This window comes from Citrobacter sp. CK206, from assembly GCF_030333125.1.
GTDB lineage: Bacteria > Pseudomonadota > Gammaproteobacteria > Enterobacterales > Enterobacteriaceae > Citrobacter_B > Citrobacter_B koseri.
The window spans coordinates 492073-517755 of record NZ_JAOWGM010000030.1 but is presented as its reverse complement, the minus strand read 5'-3'; the positions used below and the strand labels follow the sequence as shown (position 1 = coordinate 517755).

The 25683-nt window shown below is 58.7% G+C and carries 9 protein-coding genes; 8 read left to right on the top strand and 1 reads right to left on the bottom strand.

Going from position 1 to position 25683, the window contains the following annotated elements:
- The first annotated feature begins 180 nt into the window (after positions 1–180).
- The 8 genes from irp2 to OGX81_RS19630 all read left to right on the top strand — a co-directional run bounded on the left by irp2 (position 181) and on the right by OGX81_RS19630 (position 24105).
- Positions 181–6288 (top strand): yersiniabactin non-ribosomal peptide synthetase HMWP2, encoded by a 6108-nt coding sequence (gene irp2 / locus OGX81_RS19665; RefSeq protein WP_104868590.1) that lies wholly within the window; start codon positions 181–183, stop codon positions 6286–6288.
- 87 nt (positions 6289–6375) lie between these two features.
- Positions 6376–15867, top strand: a complete 9492-nt coding sequence (gene irp1, locus OGX81_RS19660) for a yersiniabactin polyketide synthase HMWP1 (protein WP_104868589.1) — start codon at positions 6376–6378, stop codon at positions 15865–15867.
- Positions 15864–16964 (top strand): yersiniabactin biosynthesis oxidoreductase YbtU, encoded by a 1101-nt coding sequence (gene ybtU, locus OGX81_RS19655; protein ID WP_104868588.1) that lies wholly within the window; start codon positions 15864–15866, stop codon positions 16962–16964. Before irp1 ends, ybtU begins: the two co-directional genes overlap by 4 nt.
- Positions 16961–17764, top strand: a complete 804-nt coding sequence (ybtT, locus tag OGX81_RS19650; protein WP_104868587.1) for a yersiniabactin biosynthesis thioesterase YbtT — start codon at positions 16961–16963, stop codon at positions 17762–17764. The genes ybtU and ybtT overlap by 4 nt, the downstream gene beginning before the upstream one ends.
- Positions 17765–17767: 3 nt before the next feature.
- Entirely contained in the window at positions 17768–19345 is a 1578-nt protein-coding gene (gene ybtE / locus OGX81_RS19645; RefSeq protein WP_104868586.1) for a yersiniabactin biosynthesis salycil-AMP ligase YbtE, read from the top strand.
- Positions 19346–19475: 130 nt separating this feature from the next.
- Complete coding sequence (fyuA, locus tag OGX81_RS19640; protein ID WP_000784549.1) at positions 19476–21497, top strand: siderophore yersiniabactin receptor FyuA; 2022 nt, start codon at positions 19476–19478, stop codon at positions 21495–21497.
- A 413-nt stretch (positions 21498–21910) separates the two neighbouring features.
- Positions 21911–23026 carry a zinc-binding dehydrogenase gene (locus OGX81_RS19635; RefSeq protein WP_104868585.1) on the top strand — a complete coding sequence of 372 codons (1116 nt, stop codon included), beginning with the start codon at positions 21911–21913 and terminating at the stop codon, positions 23024–23026.
- Positions 23027–23091: 65 nt separating this feature from the next.
- On the top strand, positions 23092–24105 hold the full coding sequence (locus tag OGX81_RS19630; RefSeq protein ID WP_071258497.1) for a zinc-dependent alcohol dehydrogenase family protein: 1014 nt from the start codon (positions 23092–23094) through the stop codon (positions 24103–24105).
- Positions 24106–24229: 124 nt separating this feature from the next.
- Here the strand turns inward: OGX81_RS19630 and OGX81_RS19625 are convergent, their stop codons facing one another.
- Positions 24230–25606 (bottom strand): NAD-dependent succinate-semialdehyde dehydrogenase, encoded by a 1377-nt coding sequence (locus OGX81_RS19625; protein WP_104868584.1) that lies wholly within the window; start codon positions 25604–25606, stop codon positions 24230–24232.
- Positions 25607–25683 lie beyond the last annotated feature (77 nt).

Below are 25683 nucleotides of genomic sequence, written 5' to 3'. Positions count from 1 at the left end.
GCCCCCCTAAATTCCTCCCTGACAGAGGCCCGGATACCCCATCCGGGCCTCTGTTCTTTCCGCCTGTTACCAACCCGAAACGGGCATAAATAAACCCGTTTCGGGTAGCATCCAATTGTTAATAATTATTATTCTCATATGAGCAATGCTTTTCGGTAAGACGTGCCATCAGGAGGAAGAATGATTTCTGGCGCACCATCTCAGGATTCGCTGTTACCGGACAACCGCCACGCGGCTGATTACCAACAATTACGCGAGCGGCTCATACAGGAACTGAATTTAACGCCGCAGCAGTTACATGAAGAGAGCAATCTGATCCAGGCCGGCCTGGATTCAATAAGATTGATGAGATGGTTACACTGGTTTCGTAAAAATGGCTATCGCCTTACCCTTCGCGAGCTGTATGCCGCCCCCACGCTGGCGGCATGGAACCAGTTAATGCTCAGCCGGTCGCCGGAGAACGCGGAAGAAGAAACTCTGCCCGACGAATCATCCTGGCCGAACATGACCGAAAGTACCCCCTTCCCATTGACGCCGGTACAGCACGCCTACCTGACGGGCCGCATGCCGGGGCAGACGCTTGGCGGCGTGGGTTGCCACCTGTATCAGGAGTTTGAAGGCCATTGTCTGACGGCGTCGCAGCTGGAGCAGGCCATCACGACCTTGCTGCAACGCCACCCAATGCTGCATATCGCCTTTCGCCCCGACGGGCAGCAGGTCTGGCTACCGCAACCTTACTGGAATGGCGTCACCGTTCATGATTTACGCCATAACGACGCTGAAAGCCGCCAAGCCTATCTGGACGCACTGCGCCAGCGCCTGAGCCACCGTCTTTTACGCGTGGAAATCGGCGAAACGTTTGATTTTCAGCTGACGCTCTTGCCGGACAATCGCCACCGCCTCCATGTCAATATTGACCTGCTGATTATGGATGCCTCCAGCTTTACGCTTTTCTTCGATGAGCTTAACGCCCTGCTGGCCGGAGAATCGCTGTCGGCTATCGACACCCGCTATGATTTCCGCTCGTATTTGCTGCACCAGCAGAAGATCAATCAACCACTGAGAGACGACGCGCGCGCTTACTGGCTGGCGAAAGCATCGACGCTTCCCCCCGCGCCCGTCTTGCCGCTGGTCTGCGAACCCGCCACGCTACGTGAAGTCCGTAATACCCGACGCCGCATGATTGTCCCGGCAACACGCTGGCACGCCTTTAGCAACCGGGCCGGCGAATATGGCGTGACGCCAACAATGGCGCTGGCGACCTGTTTTTCTGCCGTGCTGGCTCGCTGGGGCGGCCTGACGCGTCTGCTGCTTAACATCACCTTATTCGACCGCCAGCCGCTGCACCCGGCGGTTGGCGCAATGCTTGCCGACTTCACCAATATTCTTCTGCTGGATACCGCCTGCGATGGCGATACCGTCAGCAACCTGGCGCGTAAAAACCAGCTCACGTTTACGGAGGACTGGGAGCATCGCCACTGGTCCGGCGTCGAGCTACTCCGTGAACTCAAACGCCAGCAGCGCTACCCCCACGGCGCCCCGGTGGTATTTACCAGCAATCTGGGGCGTTCCCTCTACAGCAGCCGCGCAGAATCGCCGTTGGGCGAGCCGGAATGGGGCATCTCGCAAACGCCGCAGGTCTGGATAGATCATCTGGCGTTCGAGCATCACGGCGAGGTCTGGCTACAATGGGACAGCAACGACGCGCTGTTCCCTCCGGCGTTAGTCGAAACATTGTTCGACGCCTACTGCCAGTTGATTAACCAACTCTGCGATGACGAAAGCGCCTGGCAAAAGCCGTTCGCAGATATGATGCCCGCCAGCCAGCGCGCGATACGCGAACGGGTCAACGCCACCGGCGCCCCCATTCCCGAAGGCTTGCTGCATGAAGGCATTTTCCGTATCGCTCTGCAACAGCCGCAGGCGCTGGCGGTAACGGACATGCGTTATCAGTGGAATTATCATGAGCTGACAGACTATGCCCGCCGTTGCGCGGGCAGGTTAATCGAGTGCGGGGTTCAGCCCGGCGATAATGTGGCTATCACGATGTCGAAAGGCGCAGGACAACTTGTTGCGGTTCTGGCCGTCCTGCTGGCCGGGGCGGTTTACGTTCCGGTTTCGCTGGACCAGCCTGCCGCACGGCGCGAGAAAATCTACGCTGACGCCAGCGTCCGGCTGGTGCTCATTTGCCAGCACGACGCCAGCGCCTGGTCAGACGATATTCCCGTCCTTGCCTGGCAGCAGGCCATTGAGGCGGAGCCGATCGTCAACCCGGTGGTACGCGCCCCCACGCAACCGGCCTACATTATCTACACCTCCGGCTCTACCGGTACGCCGAAAGGGGTAGTCATTTCTCACCGGGGAGCGCTTAACACCTGTTGCGATATCAATACCCGCTATCAGGTTGGCCCGCATGACAGGGTGCTGACCCTCTCCGCCCTGCATTTTGATTTATCGGTTTACGACATTTTTGGCGTACTGCGTGCGGGCGGCGCGCTGGTGATGGTGATGGAAAATCAACGGCGCGATCCTCACGCATGGTGTGAGCTGATCCAGCGCCATCAGGTCACGCTCTGGAACAGCGTCCCGGCGCTGTTCGATATGCTGCTGACCTGGTGTGAAGGTTTCGCCGACGCCACGCCGGAAAACCTGCGCGCAGTGATGCTTTCCGGCGACTGGATCGGGCTTGACCTCCCCGCCCGTTATCGGGCCTTCCGTCCACAAGGACAATTTATCGCGATGGGCGGCGCCACCGAGGCGTCTATCTGGTCTAACGCCTGCGAAATTCACGACGTCCCTGCCCACTGGCGCTCCATCCCTTACGGTTTTCCGCTAGCCAACCAACGCTACCGGGTGGTGGATGAACGGGGCCGGGACTGCCCTGACTGGGTGCCGGGCGAATTATGGATTGGCGGCATCGGGGTCGCGGAAGGCTATTTCAACGACCCCCTGCGCAGCGAGCAGCAATTTTTGACGCTCCCGGACGAGCGCTGGTATCGCACCGGCGATCTCGGCTGCTACTGGCCAGACGGCACAATCGAGTTCCTCGGTCGTCGCGACAAGCAGGTCAAAGTCGGAGGATATCGCATCGAGCTGGGCGAAATCGAAAGCGCGCTCAGCCAGCTGGCAGGGGTGAAACAAGCAACCGTTCTGGCGATCGGCGAAAAAGAAAAAACGCTGGCGGCATACGTTGTTCCTCAGGGCGAGGCTTTTTGCGTTACCGATCATCGGAACCCGGCACTGCCGCAGGCGTGGCACACGCTTGCGGGAACGTTGCCCTGTTGCGCCATCTCGCCAGAGATCTCCGCAGAACAGGTAGCCGATTTCCTTCAGCATCGCCTGTTAAAACTAAAGCCGGGTCACACCGCTGGCGCCGATCCTCTCCCCCTGATGAACTCACTCGCTATCCAGCCGCGCTGGCAGGCCGTGGTGGAACGCTGGTTAGCATTTCTGGTGACGCAACGGCGACTGAAGCCCGCTGCTGAAGGTTATCAGGTCTGCGCTGGTGAAGAACGCGAGGATGAGCACCCGCATTTCAGCGGACATGACTTAACCTTATCGCAAATTCTTCGCGGCGCCCGCGACGAACTGTCGTTACTGAACGACGCGCAGTGGTCGCCGGAAAGCCTGGCCTTCAACCATCCGGCCAGCGCCCCGTATATTCAGGAACTGGCGACAATTTGCCAACAGCTTGCACAGCGCTTACAGCGCCCGGTACGCCTGCTTGAGGTGGGAACCCGCACTGGCCGCGCCGCAGAATCGCTGTTAGCACAGCTCAACGCCGGACAGATTGAGTATGTCGGGCTTGAGCAGAGCCAGGAGATGCTGCTGAGCGCCCGGCAGAGGCTTGCCCCCTGGCCTGGCGCCCGTCTGTCCCTCTGGAATGCAGACACGCTGGCGGCGCACGCTCACTCGGCGGACATTATCTGGCTTAATAACGCCCTGCATCGTCTGCTGCCGGAAGATCCCGGGCTCCTTGCGACATTACAACAGCTTGCCGTTCCCGGCGCGCTGCTCTACGTGATGGAGTTTCGCCAGTTAACGCCGTCCGCATTGCTCAGCACGCTTCTGTTAACCGATGGGCAGCCGGAGGCCTTGCTGCATAACAGCGCCGACTGGGCGGCATTATTTAGCGCAGCCGCCTTCAACTGTCAGCATGGCGATGAGGTCGCGGGGTTACAACGTTTCCTCGTACAATGTCCTGACAGGCAGGTGCGCCGCGATCCCCGGCAACTTCAGGCCGCCCTCGCCGGGCGTCTGCCGGGGTGGATGGTGCCGCAACGGATCGTCTTCCTCGACGCCTTACCGCTGACGGCTAACGGGAAGATTGACTATCAGGCGCTGAAGCGTCGTCATACCCCTGAAGCGGAAAACCCGGCCGAAGCGGATTTACCCCAGGGCGACATTGAAAAACAGGTTGCCGCCCTCTGGCAGCAACTCTTATCGACTGGCAATGTCACCAGAGAAACCGACTTCTTCCAGCAAGGCGGCGATAGCCTGCTGGCGACCCGTCTGACCGGGCAACTTCATCAGGCAGGTTATGAAGCGCAATTAAGCGACCTGTTTAATCATCCCCGGCTAGCGGATTTTGCCGCCACGCTGCGGAAAACCGACGTCCCGGTCGAACAACCATTCGTCCACTCCCCTGAAGATCGCTACCAGCCCTTTGCGCTTACCGACGTGCAGCAGGCTTACCTGGTGGGGCGTCAGCCGGGCTTTGCCCTGGGCGGCGTCGGCTCACATTTCTTTGTTGAATTTGAAATTGCCGATCTGGATCTCACCCGGCTGGAGACGGTCTGGAACCGATTAATCGCCCGCCACGATATGCTGCGCGCCGTCGTGCGTGATGGACAGCAACAGGTGCTCGAACAGACGCCCCCCTGGGTGATACCCGCACACACCCTCCATACGCCTGAAGAGGCGTTGCGGGTACGCGAAAAACTGGCGCATCAGGTACTCAACCCCGAAGTGTGGCCGGTATTCGATCTCCAGGTCGGATACGTGGACGGGATGCCCGCCCGCCTGTGGCTGTGTCTGGATAACCTGTTGCTTGACGGTCTGAGCATGCAGATCCTGCTGGCGGAGCTGGAGCACGGCTACCGCTACCCGCAACAGTTGCTTCCGCCGCTGCCCGTCACCTTCAGGGATTATCTGCAACAACCCTCGCTACAGTCGCCCAATCCAGATTCTCTGGCATGGTGGCAGGCGCAGCTTGATGATATTCCTCCGGCGCCTGCGTTGCCGTTGCGCTGCTTGCCTCAGGAAGTTGAAACACCTCGCTTCGCCCGCCTGAACGGCGCGCTGGACAGCACGCGCTGGCATCGGCTGAAAAAACGGGCGGCTGACGCCCATCTCACCCCGTCGGCCGTGCTGTTGTCGGTGTGGTCAACGGTTCTCTCTGCATGGAGTGCGCAGCCTGAGTTCACGCTTAACCTTACGCTTTTCGACAGGCGACCGCTGCACCCGCAAATCAACCAGATTCTGGGCGATTTCACCTCGCTGATGCTGCTGAGCTGGCATCCCGGCGAAAGCTGGCTGCACAGCGCGCAGTCACTACAGCAGCGGCTGAGCCAGAACCTCAACCACCGCGATGTGTCGGCCATCCGCGTGATGCGTCAACTGGCGCAACGGCAAAACGTGCCTGCCGTTCCGATGCCCGTCGTCTTTACCAGCGCGCTGGGCTTTGAGCAGGATAACTTCCTCGCCCGGCGTAATCTGCTCAAACCGGTCTGGGGCATCTCCCAGACGCCGCAGGTCTGGCTCGATCACCAGGTTTATGAATCCGAAGGCGAACTGCGCTTTAACTGGGATTTTGTCGCCGCGCTGTTTCCTGCCGGGCAGGTGGAGCGCCAGTTTGAACAGTATTGCGCATTGCTAAACCGAATGGCCGAGGATGAAAGCGGCTGGCAACTGCCGCTCGCCGCGCTGGTGCCTCCCGTTAAACACGCAGGGCAATGCGCAGAGCGCCCACCGCGCGTATGCCCTGAGCACTCTCAGCCACACATTTCGGCGGACGAGAGCACCGTCAGCCTGATTTGCGACGCCTTCCGCGAGGTGGTTGGCGAGTCTGTCACACCCGCAGAAAACTTCTTTGAGGCGGGCGCAACGTCGCTGAATCTGGTGCAACTGCACGTTTTGTTACAACGTCACGAATTTTCCACCCTGACGTTGCTTGACCTCTTCACCCACCCTTCTCCTGCCGCCCTGGCCGATTATCTGGCCGGCGTCGCCACGGTGGAGAAAACAACACGTCCTCGCCCTGTTCGCCGTCGTCAGCGGCGGATATAGCGCGAAGCAAACTGATTTTCCCCGGAACGCCATCGCGGACGCCTGGCGTTCCATTGACTTTGTGAATCTTAGGAAACGGGACCGATTATGGATAACTTGCGCTTCTCTTCTGCGCCGACAGCAGATTCCATTGATGCATCGATCGCTCAACACTACCCGGACTGCGAACCTGTCGCGGTTATCGGCTACGCCTGCCATTTTCCTGAATCGCCGGATGGCGAAACGTTCTGGCAAAACCTGCTGGAAGGTCGTGAATGCAGCCGGCGCTTTACACGCGAAGAGCTTCTGGCCGTCGGTCTGGATGCCTCCATCATTGACGATCCTCATTATGTCAATATCGGTACGGTGTTAGACAACGCCGACTGCTTCGACGCCACCCTGTTTGGCTATTCGCGACAGGAAGCGGAGTCGATGGACCCGCAGCAGCGCCTGTTTTTGCAGGCGGTCTGGCATGCGCTGGAACATGCCGGTTATGCCCCCGGCGCCGTCCCCCATAAGACCGGCGTTTTCGCCTCTTCCCGGATGAGTACCTACCCCGGTCGCGAAGCATTGAACGTGACAGAAGTCGCGCAGGTAAAAGGTCTGCAATCTCTGATGGGCAATGATAAAGACTATATTGCCACCCGCGCCGCGTACAAACTCAACCTGCACGGCCCGGCGTTATCGGTACAGACCGCCTGTTCCAGCTCGCTGGTTGCCGTGCATCTGGCCTGTGAAAGCCTGCGCGCAGGCGAATCCGATATGGCGGTTGCCGGCGGCGTGGCGCTCTCTTTCCCCCAGCAGGCGGGCTACCGCTACCAGCCCGGAATGATTTTCTCTCCTGATGGTCACTGTCGTCCCTTTGACGCCTCGGCTGAGGGCACCTGGGCCGGTAACGGTCTCGGCTGCGTGGTGCTGCGTCGCCTGAGAGACGCGCTGCTGTCAGGCGATCCGATTATCTCGGTGATCCTCTCCAGCGCGGTCAACAACGACGGCAACAGAAAGGTCGGCTATACCGCCCCTTCCGTCGCAGGGCAACAGGCGGTCATCGAAGAGGCGTTAATGCTGGCGGCCATCGACGACAGGCAGGTAGGTTACATTGAAACCCACGGCACCGGCACACCGCTGGGCGACGCGATTGAAATTGAAGCGTTACGCAACGTCTATGCGCCTCGCCCGCAGGATCAGCGCTGTGCGCTCGGTTCCGTGAAAAGTAATATGGGGCATCTGGATACCGCGGCGGGCATTGCCGGACTGCTGAAAACCGTTCTGGCAGTCAGCCGCGGGCAAATCCCCCCCTTACTGAATTTTCACACCCCCAACCCGGCGCTGAAGCTTGAAGAGAGTCCCTTTACCATACCGGTGTCGGCGCAGGCGTGGCAGGACGAAATGCGCTATGCGGGCGTCTCCTCCTTTGGTATTGGCGGCACCAACTGCCATATGATCGTCGCCTCGCTGCCCGACGCGCTCAACGCGCGCCTCCCCAATACGGATGGCGGCAGAAAAAGTACCGCGCTGCTACTCAGCGCCGCCAGCGACAGCGCGTTGCGGCGGCTGGCGACGGATTATGCCGGGGCGCTGAGGGAGAATACGGATGCCAGCAATCTGGCCTTCACGGCCCTGCACGCGCGCCGTCTCGATCTTCCCTTCCGCCTGGCGGCGCCATTAAACCGTGAAACCGCTGCGGCGCTCAGCGCCTGGGCCGGTGAGAAATCGGGGGCGCTGGTTTACAGCGGCCACGGCGCCAGCGGCAAGCAGGTGTGGCTGTTTACCGGCCAGGGCTCGCACTGGCGCACTATGGGTCAAACGATGTACCAGCACTCAACGGCGTTTGCCGACACGCTGGATCGCTGTTTTTCCGCCTGTAGCGAAATGCTCACGCCGTCACTGCGCGAAGCGATGTTTAACCCCGATTCGGCGCAGCTGGACAATATGGCCTGGGCGCAGCCAGCGATTGTCGCGTTTGAAATCGCGATGGCGGCGCACTGGCGCGCTGAAGGACTGAAGCCAGACTTCGCCATTGGGCATTCCGTCGGTGAATTTGCCGCTGCCGTCGTCTGCGGACACTATACGATTGAACAGGTCATGCCACTGGTTTGTCGGCGCGGCGCGCTAATGCAGCAGTGCGCAAGCGGCGCGATGGTGGCGGTATTTGCAGACGAAGACACGCTGATGCCGCTGGCTCGCCAGTTTGAGCTGGATCTCGCCGCCAACAACGGTACGCAACATACGGTATTTTCCGGGCCGGAAGCCCGTCTCGCGGTATTTTGCGCCACGCTCTCGCAGCATGATATTAACTATCGTCGCCTGAGCGTAACCGGCGCGGCGCACTCCGCTTTACTGGAGCCGATACTCGATCGGTTCCAGGACGCCTGCGCGGGGCTGCACGCAGAGCCGGGGCAAATACCGATTATTTCCACGCTCACCGCCGACGTCATTGATGAGTCAACGCTCAACCAGGCGGATTACTGGCGCCGACACATGCGCCAGCCGGTGCGTTTTATCCAGAGTATTCAGATAGCGCATCAGCTCGGCGCCCGCGTTTTTCTGGAGATGGGGCCCGATGCCCAGTTGGTTGCTTCCGGGCAGCGCGAATACCGCGATAACGCATACTGGATAGCCAGCGCCCGGCGTAACAAAGAGGCGGGCGATGTCCTCAATCAGGCCCTGCTCCAGCTTTACGCTGCCGGCGTCGCCCTACCGTGGGCCGACCTGCTGGCGGGCGATGGACAACGTATCGCTGCGCCATGTTATCCGTTTGATACTGAGCGTTACTGGAAAGAGCGCGTCTCCCCGGCCTGCGAGCCTGCCGACGCAGCGCTGTCTGCCGGGCTGGAGGTGGCGAGTCGCGCCGCGACAGCGCTCGATCTCCCCCGCCTGGAAGCGCTTAAACAGTGCGCCACGCGCCTGCACGCCATCTACGTCGATCAACTGGTACAACGCTGTACCGGCGATGCCATTGAGAACGGCGTGGACGCCATGACCATCATGCGCCGTGGACGTCTGCTGCCCCGCTACCAGCAGCTACTCCAGCGCCTGCTGAATAACTGCGTGGTCGACGGCGATTACCGCTGCACCGACGGGCGATACGCTCGCGCCCGCCCCATTGAACATCAACAGCGGGAATCACTGCTGACGGAACTTGCCGGTTATTGTGAAGGTTTTCAGGCTATTCCCGACACCATCGCCCGTGCCGGCGATCGGTTATATGACATGATGAGCGGCGCGGAAGAACCGGTGGCGATTATCTTCCCGCAAAGCGCCTCCGACGGCGTGGAAGTGCTGTATCAGGAATTCAGCTTTGGCCGCTATTTCAACCAAATCGCCGCCGGGGTATTACGCGGCATTGTCCAGACGCGTCAGCCCCGCCAGCCGTTACGTATTCTTGAAGTTGGCGGCGGCACCGGCGGCACCACCGCGTGGCTGCTGCCGGAACTCAACGGCGTTCCGGCGCTGGAGTACCACTTCACCGATATCTCAGCGCTGTTCACCCGCCGCGCCCAGCAGAAATTCGCCGACTATGATTTTGTGAAGTATAGCGAGCTGGATCTCGAAAAAGAGGCGCAGTCTCAGGGTTTCCAGGCACAGTCTTACGATCTCATTGTGGCGGCGAACGTGATTCACGCCACCCGCCATATTGGTCGCACGCTCGATAATCTGCGCCCCCTGCTCAAGCCGGGCGGGCGCCTGCTGATGCGCGAAATCACCCAGCCAATGCGTCTGTTTGACTTCGTTTTCGGCCCGCTGGTTCTTCCGCTACAGGATCTCGACGCCCGCGAAGGTGAGTTATTCCTCACCACCGCTCAGTGGCAGCAACAGTGCCGCCACGCCGGATTCAGCAAAGTGGCGTGGCTACCGCAGGATGGCAGCCCGACCGCCGGGATGAGCGAACATATCATTCTCGCCACGCTGCCCGGTCAGGCGGTTAGCGCCGTAACATTCACCGCGCCATCAGAACCCGTGTTGGGGCAGGCGCTGACGGATAACGGTGATTATCTCGCCGACTGGTCTGATTGCGCAGGTCAGCCCGAACGGTTTAACGCCCGCTGGCAGGAGGCCTGGCGTCTGCTCTCACAGCGTCATGGCGACGCTCTGCCTGTGGAACCGCCCCTCGTCGCCGCCCCGGAGTGGCTGGGGGAGGTTCGCTTAAGCTGGCAAAACGAAGCCTTTTCCCGCGGTCAGATGCACGTTGAAGCCCGTCATCCTGCTGGCGAGTGGCTGCCGCTATCGCCCGCCGCGCCTCTTCCTGCGCCGCAGACGCATTATCAATGGCTCTGGACGCCCCTCAACGTCGCCAGCGTTGACCATCCGCTTACCTTCAGCTTCAGCGCCGGTACGCTTGCGCGCAGCGACGAGCTGGCGCAATGCGGCATCATTCACGATCCGCACGCCTCTTCGCGACTGATGATTGTTGAGGAGAGCGAGGATACGCTGGCCTTAGCGGAGAAAGTGATGGCTGCGCTCACCGCCAGCGCAGCCGGATTGATTGTGGTTACTCGCCGCGCGTGGCGAGTCGAGGAAAATGAAGCACTCTCTGCGTCCCATCACGCGCTATGGGCCTTGCTTCGCGTCGCGGCCAACGAACAGCCGGAACGGTTGATTGCCGCCATCGATCTCGCCGAAAACACCCCGTGGGAAACGCTGCATCAAGGGTTGAGCGCAGTCTCACTATCACAGCGCTGGCTCGCCGCGCGGGGTAACACCCTCTGGCTCCCTTCACTGGCGCTCAATACGGGATGCGCCGCCGAATTACCGGCAAACGTATTTACCGGCGATAACCGCTGGCATCTGGTGACCGGAGCGTTTGGCGGATTAGGCCGCCTTGCCGTGAACTGGCTCAGAGAAAAAGGGGCGCGACGCATCGCCCTGCTGGCGCCGCGCGTGGATGAGTCATGGCTACGCGATGTGGAGGGCGGGCAGACGCGCGTCTGCCGTTGTGATGTGGGCGATGCCGGGCAACTGGCCACGGTTCTTGACGATCTGGCGGCCAACGGCGGCATTGCCGGAGCGATTCATGCCGCTGGCGTATTGGCTGACGCGCCCTTGCAGGAGCTTGACGACCACCAGCTGGCCACCGTTTTTGCGGTAAAAGCGCAGGCGGCAAGCCAGCTGTTGCAAACCCTGCGCAACCACGACGGACGCTATCTTATTCTCTACTCTTCCGCTGCCGCCACCCTCGGCGCGCCGGGTCAGAGCGCCCATGCGCTGGCCTGCGGCTATCTGGACGGGCTGGCCCAGCAGTTTTCCACCCTTGATGCGCCGAAAACGCTCTCTGTCGCCTGGGGCGCATGGGGAGAAAGCGGTCGGGCGGCCACGCCGGAAATGCTGGCGACGCTCGCCAGCCGTGGTATGGGCGCGTTAAGCGATGCCGAAGGCTGCTGGCACCTGGAACAGGCGGTGATGCGCGCTGCTCCGTGGCGACTGGCGATGCGCGTTTTTACCGACAAAATGCCCCCGTTACAACAGGCTCTGTTTAACATCAGCGCCACAGAAAAAGCCGCAACGCCTGTCATTCCTCCTGCTGATGACAACGCCTTTAACGGCAGCCTGAGCGATGAAACGGCGGTGATGGCATGGCTGAAAAAGCGGATTGCGGTTCAGCTAAGGCTGAGCGATCCGGCGTCACTGTGCCCAAACCAGGATCTGTTGCAACTCGGCATGGACTCGCTGCTCTTCCTTGAACTCAGTAGCGATATTCAGCACTACCTGGGCGTACGCATCAATGCGGAACGGGCGTGGCAGGATCTGTCTCCTCATGGACTCACGCAGCTTATCTGTTCTAAGCCAGAGGCGGCGCCTGCCGCTTCGCAGCCGGAAGTGTTGCGGCACGACGCCGACGAGCGTTATGCGCCCTTCCCTTTGACGCCCATTCAGCACGCCTACTGGCTGGGGCGAACCCACCTCATTGGCTATGGCGGCGTCGCCTGTCACGTTCTGTTTGAGTGGGATAAACGCCACGATGAGTTCGATCTCGCCATACTGGAGAACGCATGGAACCAGCTCATCGCACGCCACGATATGTTGCGCATGGTGGTTGATGCCGACGGGCAGCAGCGAGTCCTGGCGACAACGCCGGAGTATCACATCCAGCGTAACGATCTGCGCGCGCTTTCCCCGGAAGAACAGCGCATCGCGCTGGAAAAACGGCGGCATGAACTGAGCTATCGCGTTTTGCCTGCCGACCAGTGGCCTCTTTTTGAGCTGGTGGTCAGCGAAATCGACGATTGCCATTACCGCCTGCACATGAACCTCGACCTTTTGCAGTTCGATGTGCAGAGTTTTAAAGTCATGATGGACGATCTGGCGCAGGTCTGGCGCGGTGAAACGCTGGCGCCGCTCGCTATTACCTTCCGTGATTATGTGATGGCTGAACAGGCGCGCCGACAGACATCGGCATGGCACGATGCCTGGGATTACTGGCAGGAAAAACTGCCGCAACTGCCCTTAGCGCCAGAGCTGCCGGTGGTTGAGACACCCCCGGAAACGCCACACTTCACCACCTTCAAATCGACGATCGGCAAGACAGAATGGCAGGCCGTGAAACAGCGCTGGCAGCAGCAAGGCGTCACACCGTCTGCCGCACTGCTCACGCTGTTTGCCGCCACCCTTGAGCGCTGGAGCCGCACCACGGCATTTACGCTGAACCTGACGTTCTTCAATCGCCAGCCGATCCATCCGCAAATCAACCAGTTGATTGGTGATTTTACCTCCGTCACGCTGGTTGATTTTAACTTCTCAACGCCGGTGACGTTGCAAGAGCAGATGCAACAGACCCAACAGCGCCTCTGGCAAAACATGGCGCACAGTGAAATGAACGGTGTTGAGGTGATCCGTGAGCTGGGCCGCCTGCGCGGGTCACAACGTCAACCGCTAATGCCGGTGGTGTTTACCAGTATGCTGGGGATGACGCTGGAAGGCATGACTATCGATCAGGCGATGAGCCATCTGTTCGGCGAACCCTGCTATGTGTTCACGCAAACGCCGCAGGTCTGGCTGGATCATCAGGTCATGGAGAGCGACGGCGAGTTGATGTTTAGCTGGTACTGCATGGACAACGTGCTGGAACCCGGCGCTGCCGAGGCGATGTTTAATGACTATTGCGCCATCCTGCAAGCCGTCATCGCCGCCCCTGAAAGCCTGAAGACTCTCGCCAGCGGCATCGCCGGGCACATTCCCCGCCGACGCTGGCCGCTGAACGCACAGACGGACTACGACCTGCGAGATATTGAGCAGGCGACGCTCGAATACCCCGGCATCCGGCAGACCAGAGCGGAAATGACCGAACAAGGCGCGTTGACGCTGGATATCGTGATGGCCGACGATCCGTCGCCATCAGCGGCGACGCCTGATGAGCACGAACTTACCCAACTGGCGCTGCCGTTGCCTGAGCAGGCGCAGCTTGATGAGCTGGAGGCGACCTGGCGCTGGCTGGAGGCGCGTGCGCTACAGGGGATCGCGGCCACGCTAAATCGTCACGGCCTGTTTACCACGCCGGAGATCGCCCATCGCTTTAGCGCAATAGTACAGGCGCTGTCCGCGCAAGCGTCTCACCAGCGTCTGCTGCGCCAGTGGCTACAGTGTCTGACGGAAAGAGAGTGGTTAATCCGCGAAGGTGAAAGCTGGCGCTGCCGCATTCCGCTCAGCGAGATTCCTGAGCCTCAGGAAGCGTGCCCGCAAAGCCAATGGAGCCAGGCGCTGGCGCAGTATCTGGAAACCTGCATCGCCCGGCACGACGCCCTCTTCTCCGGGCAGCGTTCTCCGCTGGAATTGCTGTTCAACGAGCAGCATCGCGTTACCGACGCGCTGTATCGCGACAACCCCGCCAGCGCCTGTCTGAATCGCTATACCGCGCAGATTGCCGCCTTGTGCAGCGCAGAACGGATTCTGGAGGTTGGCGCCGGAACCGCAGCCACTACCGCGCCGGTGCTGAAGGCCACGCGGAACACGCGGCAGTCGTACCACTTCACGGACGTCTCCGCGCAGTTCCTCAATGACGCCAGAGCCCGTTTCCATGATGAATCGCAGGTGTCTTATGCCCTGTTCGACATCAACCAGCCGCTGGATTTCACCGCCCACCCGGAGGCGGGTTACGACCTGATCGTTGCCGTCAATGTGCTCCACGACGCCAGCCATGTCGTCCAGACGTTGCGCAGATTAAAACTGTTGCTGAAAGCCGGCGGACGTTTGCTGATCGTTGAAGCGACGGAGCGAAACAGCGTATTCCAGCTGGCGAGCGTGGGCTTTATTGAGGGATTAAGCGGATACCGCGATTTCCGCCGCCGGGATGAGAAACCGATGCTCTCCCGCTCCGCATGGCAGGAGGTTCTCGTTCAGGCCGGGTTTGCAAACGAGCTGGCGTGGCCCGCGCAGGAATCGTCGCCGCTGCGCCAGCATCTGCTGGTGGCGCGTTCGCCTGGCGTAAATCGCCCGGATAAAGAAGCCGTGAGCCGCTATTTACAGCAGCGCTTTGGCACCGGTCTGCCCGTTTTACAGATCCGGCAAAGAGAAGCGTTATTTACGCCGCTGCATGCCCCGTCTGATGCGCTGATTGAGCCAGCCAAATCCACGCCAGTTGCCGGGGGGAATCCGGCGCTGGAAAAACAGGTGGCTGAACTCTGGCAATCGCTGCTGTCTCGCCCCGTGGCAAGGCATCACGACTTTTTCGAACTGGGCGGCGACAGCCTGATGGCGACAAGGATGGTCGCGCAGCTAAACCGGAGAGGGATTGCCAGGGCTAACCTTCAGGATCTGTTCAGCCATTCGACGCTGAGCGACTTCTGCGCCCATCTACAGGCGGCTACGTCAGGAGAGGACAACCCGATACCCCTTTGCCAGGGCGACGGTGAGGAAACCCTGTTTGTCTTCCACGCTTCAGACGGCGATATCAGCGCCTGGCTGCCGCTCGCCAGCGCGTTGAACAGGCGCGTTTTCGGCCTGCAAGCAAAATCGCCGCAGCGCTTTGCCACGCTCGACCAGATGATCGATGAGTATGTCGGGTGCATCCGTCGTCAGCAGCCTCACGGCCCTTATGTGCTGGCGGGTTGGTCGTATGGCGCGTTTCTTGCGGCGGGCGCCGCACAGCGCCTGTACGCCAAAGGCGAGCAGGTTCGGATGGTGTTAATCGATCCCGTGTGCCGACAGGATTTCTGTTGCGAAAACCGGGCGACCCTGCTGCGCCTGTTAGCCGAAGGACAAACGCCTCTGGCACTGCCCGAACATTTCGACCAGCAGACGCCCGACAGCCAGCTTGCCGACTTTATCAGCCTCGCTAAAACGGCCGGTATGGTGTCGCAAAACCTGACGCTGCAAGCGGCAGAAACGTGGCTCGACAACATCGCGCATCTGCTGCGTTTACTGACTGAGCATACGCCGGGCGAAAGCGTTCCGGTCCCCTGTCTCATGGTGTATGCCGCCGGGAGACCCGCGCGCTGGACGCCAGCAGAAACCGAGTGGCAGGGCTGGATAAACAACGCCGACGACGCTGTGATTGAAGCCAGCCACTGGCAAATCATGATGGAAGCCCCCCACGTTCAGGCTTGTGCGCAACACATTACGCGCTGGCTTTGCGCAACCTCAACGCAACCGGAGAACACGTTATGATGCCGTCCGCCTCCCCAAAACAACGCGTACTGATTGTGGGCGCCAAATTTGGCGAAATGTACCTGAATGCCTTTATGCAGCCCCCGGAGGGGCTGGAACTGGTCGGCCTGCTGGCGCAGGGAAGCGCCCGCTCAAGAGAGCTGGCCCATGCGTTTGGCATTCCGCTGTATACCTCGCCGGAACAGATAACCAGGATGCCGGATATCGCCTGTATTGTCGTGCGTTCGACCGTCGCCGGAGGAACCGGTACGCAGCTTGCCAGACACTTTCTGGCGCGCGGCGTACACGTTATTCAGGAGCATCCCCTCCACCCGGATGACATCAGTTCCTTACAAACGCTGGCGCAGGAACAGGGCTGCTGCTATTGGGTAAACACGTTTTATCCGCATACGCGCGCGGGACGCACATGGCTTCGCGATGCGCAGCAGCTGCGTCGCTGCCTGGCTAAGACGCCGCTGGTAGTCCACGCCACCACCAGCCGACAGTTGCTCTACTCCACGCTGGATTTGTTGTTGCTGGCTCTGGGCGTTGATGCCGCCGCCGTGGAGTGCGACGTGGTCGGCAGCTTTAGCGATTTTCACTGTCTGAGACTCTTCTGGCCGGAGGGAGAAGCCTGTCTGCTGCTTCAGCGCTATCTCGATCCTGACGATCCAGATATGCATAGCCTTATTATGCACCGCCTGCTGCTGGGCTGGCCGGAAGGTCATCTTTCGCTGGAGGCGAGCTACGGCCCCATCATCTGGTCATCCAGCCTGTTTGTCGCAGACCATCAGGAGAACGCCCACAGTCTCTACCGCAGACCGGAGATCCTGCGCGATCCGCCGGGTCTGACGCGCAGCGCGGCGCCTCTGAGCTGGCGCGACTGCTGCGAAACCGTCGGGCCGGAGGGCGTCAACTGGTTGCTACACCAGTTGCGCAGCCATCTGGCGGGCGAACATCCACCAGCGGCCTGCCAAAGCGTACATCAGATCGCGTTATCACGTTTATGGCAGCAGATTTTACGTAAGACCGGCAATGCGGAGATCAGACGCCTGACGCCGCCGCACCACGACCGGTTAGCCGGTTTCTACAACGATGATGATAAGGAGGCGCTGTGACGCAATCTGCAATGTGCATCCCGCTATGGCCCGCCCGGAACGGCAATACTGCGCATCTGGTCATGTGCCCTTTCGCTGGCGGCAGCAGTAGCGCGTTTCGCCACTGGCGAGACAATCAAATGGCGAACAGCGCGCTTTCTCTGGTGACCTGGCCGGGGCGCGATCGCCTTCGCCATCTGGAACCGCTCAGAAGCATTACACAACTGGCGGCACTGCTGGCGAACGAACTGGAAGCGTCCGTATCGCCTGACACGCCGCTTTTACTCGCCGGGCACAGCATGGGAGCGCAGGTGGCGTTTGAAACCTGCCGACTTCTGGAGCAACGGGGGCATGCGCCGCAAGGACTGATTATTTCCGGGTGCCATGCCCCGCATCTGCATTCTGAACGCCAGCTCAGCCATCGCGATGATGCCGACTTTATCGCTGAACTGATAGACATTGGCGGATGTTCTCCTGAACTGCGGGAAAACCAGGAATTAATGTCGCTGTTTCTTCCTCTTCTGCGCGCTGATTTTTACGCCACCGAGAGCTATCACTACGACTCGCCCGACGTCTGTCCGCCGCTGCGCACGCCTGCGCTGTTATTGTGCGGCAGCCACGATCGCGAAGCCTCCTGGCAGCAGGTCGATGCCTGGCGTCAGTGGCTGAGCCACGTTACAGGCCCGGTGGTGATTGACGGCGATCATTTCTATCCCATTCAACAAGCCCGGTCCTTTTTTACGCAGATTGTCCGCCATTTTCCCCACGCATTTTCTGCAATGACCGCTTTGCAAAAACAGCCCAGCACTTCAGAAAGGTGACGCATGAACTCTTCCTTTGAATCTCTGATTGAGCAGTATCCCTTACCCATTGCCGAACAGTTGCGCCACTGGGCGGCCCGTTATGCCTCGCGAATTGCCGTCGTTGATGCAAAGGGATCGTTAACCTACAGCGCGCTTGATGCACGGGTCGACGAACTTGCCGCAGGTCTGTCATCACTGGGTTTGCGTTCGGGGGAACATGTGATTGTGCAGCTTCCCAACGACAACGCGTTTGTTACCCTACTGTTCGCCTTGTTAAGACTGGGCGTTATCCCCGTGCTGGCGATGCCCTCGCAACGGGCGCTGGATATCGACGCGCTGATTGAGCTGGCGCAACCCGTCGCTTACGTTATTCACGGGGAAAACCACGCAGAGCTGGCCCGACAGATGGCGCACAAACACGCCTGCTTGCGTCATGTCCTGGTCGCAGGAGAGACCGTGAGCGACGATTTTACGCCGCTCTTCTCCCTTCACGGTGAGCGGCAGGCGTGGCCGCAGCCTGATGTTTCCGCCACCGCGTTGTTGTTGCTCTCAGGCGGCACAACCGGCACGTCCAAACTCATCCCGCGCCGACATGCCGACTATAGCTATAACTTCAGCGCTTCTGCTGAACTGTGCGGCATCAGCCAACAGAGCGTATATCTCGCCGTCCTCCCGGTGGCGCATAACTTTCCGCTGGCCTGCCCCGGCATTCTGGGAACGCTTGCCTGCGGCGGAAAAGTGGTGCTGACCGACAGCGCCAGCTGTGATGAGGTGATGCCTTTAATCGCGCAGGAAGGCGTGACTCACGTCGCCCTGGTTCCGGCGCTGGCGCAATTATGGGTGCAGGCCAGGGAGTGGGAAGACAGCGACCTTTCGTCGCTGCGCGTCATTCAGGCAGGCGGCGCCCGGCTCGACCCGACGCTTGCTGAGCAGGTTATCGCCACCTTTGACTGTACCCTGCAACAGGTCTTCGGTATGGCGGAAGGCCTGCTCTGTTTTACCCGGCTGGACGATCCGCATACCACCATTCTCCACAGCCAGGGGCGCCCGTTGTCCCCTCTGGATGAAATCCGCATCGTTGATCAAGACGAGAACGACGTCGCGCCGGGCGAAACCGGGCAATTATTAACGCGCGGCCCTTATACCATTTCTGGCTATTACCGCGCCCCTGCTCACAACGCGCAGGCCTTTACCGCGCAAGGGTTTTACCGCACAGGCGACAATGTCAGGCTGGATGAGGCGGGGAACCTGCACGTTGAGGGGCGCATAAAAGAGCAGATCAACCGCGCCGGAGAAAAAATAGCCGCTGCTGAAGTGGAATCGGCACTGCTGCGTTTAGCGGAAGTGCAAGATTGCGCGGTGGTCGCCGCGCCGGACACGCTGCTTGGCGAGCGGATCTGCGCGTTTATCATCGCGCAGCAGGTGCCAACTGACTATCAACAGTTGCGTCAACAACTGACCCGTATGGGGCTCAGCGCGTGGAAAATTCCTGACCAAATCGAGTTTCTGGACCACTGGCCACTCACCGCCGTCGGCAAGATAGACAAAAAACGCCTGACGGCTCTCGCCGTCGACCGTTATCGCCATTCAGCCCAATAAGCGCAAACCGACCCGAAACAGGTTGAAATAAACCCGTTTCGGGTAGCACCACTATTAGAAATAGTTATCATTTTCAATTCACCATTGTCGGTATTTTTGGCGTTTCGCCGTCTTACAGGGACTCACAACAATGAAAATGACACGGCTTTATCCTCTGGCCTTGGGGGGATTATTGCTCCCCGCCATTGCTAATGCCCAGACTTCACAGCAAGACGAAAGCACGCTGGTGGTTACCGCCAGTAAACAATCTTCCCGCTCGGCATCAGCCAACAATGTCTCGTCTACCGTTGTCAGCGCGCCGGAGTTAAGCGACGCCGGCGTTACCGCCAGCGACAAACTCCCCAGAGTGTTGCCCGGGCTTAATATTGAAAATAGCGGAAACATGCTTTTTTCGACGATCTCGCTACGCGGCGTCTCTTCGGCGCAGGACTTCTATAACCCCGCCGTCACCCTGTATGTCGATGGCGTCCCTCAGCTTTCCACCAACACCATCCAGGCGCTTACCGATGTGCAAAGCGTGGAGTTGCTGCGAGGCCCACAGGGAACGTTATATGGCAAAAGCGCTCAGGGCGGGATCATCAACATCGTCACCCAGCAGCCGGACAGCACGCCGCGCGGCTATATTGAAGGCGGCGTCAGTAGCCGCGACAGTTATCGAAGTAAGTTCAACCTGAGCGGCCCCATTCAGGATGGCCTGCTGTACGGCAGCGTCACCCTGTTACGCCAGGTTGATGACGGCGACATGATTAACCCCGCGACGGGAAGCGATGACTTAGGCGGCACCCGCGCCAGCATAGGGAATGTGAAACTGCGTCTCGCCCCAGACGACCAGCCCTGGGAAATGGGCTTTGCCGCCTCACGCGAATGCACCCGCGCCACCCAGGACGCCTATGTGGGATGGAATGATATTAAGGGCCGTAAGCTGTCGATTAGCGATGGTTCACCAGACCCGTACATGCGGCGCTGCACTGACAGCCAGACCCTGAGTGGGAAATACACCACCGATGACTGGGTTTTCAACCTGATCAGCGCCTGGCAGCAGCAGCATTATTCGCGCACCTTCCCTTCCGGTTCGTTAATCGTCAATATGCCTCAGCGCTGGAATCAGGATGTGCAGGAGCTGCGCGCCGCAACCCTGGGCGATGCGCGTACCGTTGATATGGTGTTTGGGCTGTACCGGCAGAACACCCGCGAGAAGTTAAATTCAGCCTACGACATGCCGACAATGCCTTATTTAAGCAGTACCGGCTATACCACCGCTGAAACGCTGGCCGCATACAGTGACCTGACCTGGCATTTAACCGATCGTTTTGATATCGGCGGCGGCGTGCGCTTCTCGCATGATAAATCCAGTACACAATATCACGGCAGCATGCTCGGTAATCCGTTTGGCGACCAGGGTAAGAGCAATGACGATCAGGTGCTCGGACAGCTATCCGCAGGCTATATGTTGACCGACGACTGGAGAGTGTATACCCGTGTAGCCCAGGGATATAAACCTTCCGGGTACAACATCGTGCCTACTGCGGGTCTTGATGCCAAACCGTTCGTCGCCGAGAAATCCATCAACTATGAACTTGGCACCCGCTACGAAACCGCTGACGTCACGCTGCAAGCCGCGACGTTTTATACCCACACCAAAGACATGCAGCTTTACTCTGGCCCGGTCGGGATGCAGACATTAAGCAATGCGGGTAAAGCCGACGCCACCGGCGTTGAGCTTGAAGCGAAGTGGCGGTTTGCGCCAGGCTGGTCATGGGATATCAATGGCAACGTGATCCGTTCCGAATTCACCAATGACAGTGAGTTGTATCACGGTAACCGGGTGCCGTTCGTACCACGTTATGGCGCGGGAAGCAGCGTGAACGGCGTGATTGATACGCGCTATGGCGCACTGATGCCCCGACTGGCGGTTAATCTGGTCGGGCCGCATTATTTCGATGGCGACAACCAGTTGCGGCAAGGTACCTATGCCACCCTGGACAGCAGCCTGGGCTGGCAGGCGACTGAACGGATGAACATTTCCGTCTATGTCGATAACCTGTTCGACCGTCGTTACCGTACCTATGGCTACATGAACGGCAGCAGCGCCGTCGCGCAGGTCAATATGGGTCGCACCGTCGGTATCAATACGCGAATTGATTTCTTCTGATCCTTTAAACAAGCAGGGATGCCTTGACGGCATCCCTGATGCGCTTATCCCGCCCAGGGCAGCTCCGCCCAGGTTATCAATTGCCACATCCCCCCTGCCTCTTTGTCTATGATGTACGTTTAAGAGGATGCTATGGGTGTACAGAAATCTTCGCCTGAAAAGGTAGTATTGGAAGGTGTTATCCCTGGAACATCCCGTCTATCGCCCCCTCATTTGCGATGCAAATAACAATTGATCTTTACCCATTCAAGCTAAACCTGATTACTCAGTAAAACCAGGCAATGTCTTTTCCTTGTTTCGAAAACGATTTCCTTAAATGTGCGCTTATGGTGACTAAAAACTACACTTGTACTTAAATTTAAGTGTACACTCTTTACGAAAACGTTTTCGATAAATAACGGCAGGAGATGAGTATGAGCTGGAGTGGACGTGCAATACGCTCGACGATTGATAAAAGCGGTGAACTTGTGCTGTCTCTGGAGCAGGTCGAACTGACCGAACCGGGCGACGATGAGGTGATCGTCAGGATCGAGGCGACCCCGGTTAACCCCAGCGACAGCGGCATGCTGTTAGGCCCCGCGAATCTATCTGATATTCGGGAATTCGACAGCCGTGTCACGATGACTGTCCCATCAGAACGTCTGGCGGCTATCGCTGGCCGCCTGGGACAACCCATGCCTGTTGGAAACGAAGGCGCGGGTACCGTCGTGGCCGCAGGGAAAAATGCACAAGCCTTTATCGGTAAACGTGTCGGGATGTCCGGTGGTGGTATGTACGCCGATTACCGCAGGACAGATATGCACAATCTGATTGTGCTGCCCGAGGGCGTGGAAGCAGCCGATGGCGCCTCTATTTTTATTAATCCACTCACCGCACTCGGTTTTGTGGAGACGGCACTTCGGGAAGGCCATAAAGCGCTTGTTCATACCGCAGCGGCATCGAATCTTGGTCAGATGCTACAGCGCATCTGTCTGGCCGATGGTATTCCGTTAATCAATATCGTGCGCACCACTGAGCAGGAAAAAATCCTGCGCGAACTGGGTGCGACTTATGTGCTCAACAGCAAAGAGCCTGATTTTGCTGCCCGGTTGACCGATGCGATTGAAGAGACCGGCGCGACCGTTGTTTTTGATGCCATCGGCGGCGGCAAACTGGGTATTGAAATTATAAATGCTATGGAGCGCGCTGCCGCCCGCAAAACCGCAGCCTATAGCCGCTACGGTTCCACTCTCTTTAAGCAACTGTATATCTATGGCGGGCTGGACAGTGCCCCGACAATCCTCGATCGTGGCGGGCTCGGCTATGCCTGGAGTATATCGGGATGGCTGCTGTTTAACTATCTCAACACGGTTTCCCCGGCGGTTCTTCAGCAACTGCGCCAGCGGATCGTCGATGAACTGACAACCACCTTCGCCAGCCACTACACACGGACCATCGGCCTGGCCGATCTGCTTGATCCTGATGTCTTACGCGCGCTTGAACGCAAAGCGACGGGCGAAAAATTCCTGATTGATCCGCGAGTGGGCTGAATGCCCACCTGCGAAAAACCCACTTTAACCAGAATAAGCCTTCTCATGAGGCATGGAGAATCCGCATGACAAATTTAGTGAAAATTATCCGGTTCCACGAAAAAGGAAGCGCAGATGTTTTACGTATCGATGAGCTCACTCTACCAGAACCAGGTCCGGGTGAAGTTCGCCTGCGGGTAAAAGCCATTGGGCTGAACCGCGCCGAGGTGATGTTCCGCGAAGGGCAATATTTCCTGGAACCTACTCTACCATCAAACATTGGTTATGAAGCCTCCGGGATTGTCGAGGCGGTTGGCTCGGGCGTGGATACCGGGCTTATCGGGAAAATCCGCTCCACAGTTCCCGCTTTCCCACTTAATCAATACGGCGTGTATGGCGAAGTCGCTATCGTGCCCGCCGAGGCGCTCGCCGCGTATCCTGAGCGCTTATCATTCGAGGAAGGAACAAGTATCTGGATGCAGTACATCACAACCTACGGGGCGCTGGTGCATAACGGCCATGTCACCAAGGGCGATTACGTCGTGCTGACAGCAGCAACCAGCTCCATTGGGATCGCGGCAATTCAGATTGTTAAAGCAGAGGGTGGGATTGTCATCGCGACCACGCGCGGCGCCGACAAACGGGATGAACTGCTTGCTGCCGGGGCGGATCACGTTATCGTGACTAGCGAAGAAGACGTTGCAACCCGAATTATGGAAATCACCCAAGGCGCTGGCGCGCGGATCATTTTTGATAGCGTAGCTGGTTCCGGTCTGGCCGAACTGGCGCGCGCGACGGCCAAAGATGGCCTGATCATGATTTACGGTAACCTTGCGCCGGAACCGACACCGTTCCCGATTTATGAATCCTGGGGTCAGGGAGCGCAGGGTAAACCATTCAAAATGATGGGCTATACCATGTTCTCAATTACCGGCGACCCGGTCGCGCTCAAAAACGCGGAACGCTACATTTTCGAGAAGCTGGAGAGCGGGCAGCTGAAACCGCGCATCGACCGCACCTTCCCGCTTTCCGAAATCGCCAATGCACACCGCTATATGGAAAAAGGTCAGCAAATCGGGAAAATTGTTGTCGTGATTTGAGGTTGAGCCTTCGTAAAAGGAGGTTGCGAATCAGCTTATCTGCACTTTGCTGATTTGGGCACGCTGATTCCCAAATTATTTCCATAGACAAATAAAGCCACCTGTATCTCAGGTGGCTTTATTATTATTCGATTTCCGTTACCCGGATTAATTTTCGGTTCAGGAATTCCCCCATCCCGATTTCCGATAACTCGCGCCCGAAACCGGAGTTTTTCACACCGCCAAACGGCAGGCCCGGAGAGTCAGCAAAACAGGAGTTGATGTAAACCATCCCGGAGTCAATATGCGACGCAATGCGCTGCGCGTTTTTCGTATCAGCATCAAAGACGTAACCGCCCAGGCCGTAAGGCGTCGCGTTTGCCAGACGAATCGCCTCTTCTTCGCTGTCGACAACATAAAAAGAGAGTACCGGTCCAAAGGCTTCCTGAGTATAGAGTGGGTTAGCCTCAGTAATATCCGTAATAATGGTCGGTTCAAGATAGAAACCCGGACGGTCGACTCTGTTGCCACCAAAAACAATGTTTGCCCCTGCCGCTTTCGCCTCTTCAATCTGTTTCAGCAACCCCTGCAACGCACGTTCGCTTACCAGCGGGCCGAGCAGCGTCGACGCATCCTCAGGATCGCCAACGTTGATTGCCGCAAACTTCTCTTTGAGCGCCTCCAGCATGCGTTCGCCACGCTCACGGCCAATCACAATGACGCGCTTAATATTGACGCAACCCTGCCCCGAGTTCCAGGTACGCCCCATCACAACCTGCTCTACAGCATGATCCAGCGGCGCGCCAGGCATAATAATCGCCGGATCGCTACCGCCCAGCTCAAGAATGACCTTCTTCAGATTTCTCCCGGCACGTTCGCCAACGGACGTTCCCGCCCGCTCGCTGCCCGTCAGCGCGACCCCGCGCACCCGGAAGTCGTCAATCAGGCTGGCAATCTGATCGATACTGCAAAACAGGTTGGTGTACGCCCCTTCCGGCGCGCCCGCTTCCTCAAACAACCGTGCGAACGCCAGTGCACACTGCGGGACGTTTTCCGCGTGTTTGAGCATAACGACATTACCGGCGATGAGCTGCGGCGCCGCCACGCGCACCAGCTGGTAATAAGGGAAGTTCCAGGGTTCGATCGCCAGGATAACCCCGATAGGTTCGGAGAGTAACGTCGCGCCTGGCTCGCCTGGAATAGCCTGTGCCGCGAGCAGACGCTCACCGTTGGTGGCATAGTAGTCGAGAATATCCGCGACTAAATCAATTTCCATATAGCCAAAGCGCATCACTTTCCCCATTTCAAGCGTCGGGTAGGTCACATACTCATCGCGTTTCTCACGCAGGATTTTTGCCGCCTTGCCGACAATCGCAGCACGCTCAGCCACAGACCGTAAACGCCAGTCGTCGCGATAAAGCGTGTCGGCTTTTTCCAGAGCGGAAAAGACCTCAGCATCGGTCTGCAACGGGAAAGTTTTGAGTAATTCACCTGTTGCCGGGTTAATACTTTGAAAGCTCATAAAGGCTCCTGATCATAAATGCATAAGAGAAAATATAGGGGAACGGCAAGCCTGGGCAAACCACATCATTTTCCCCT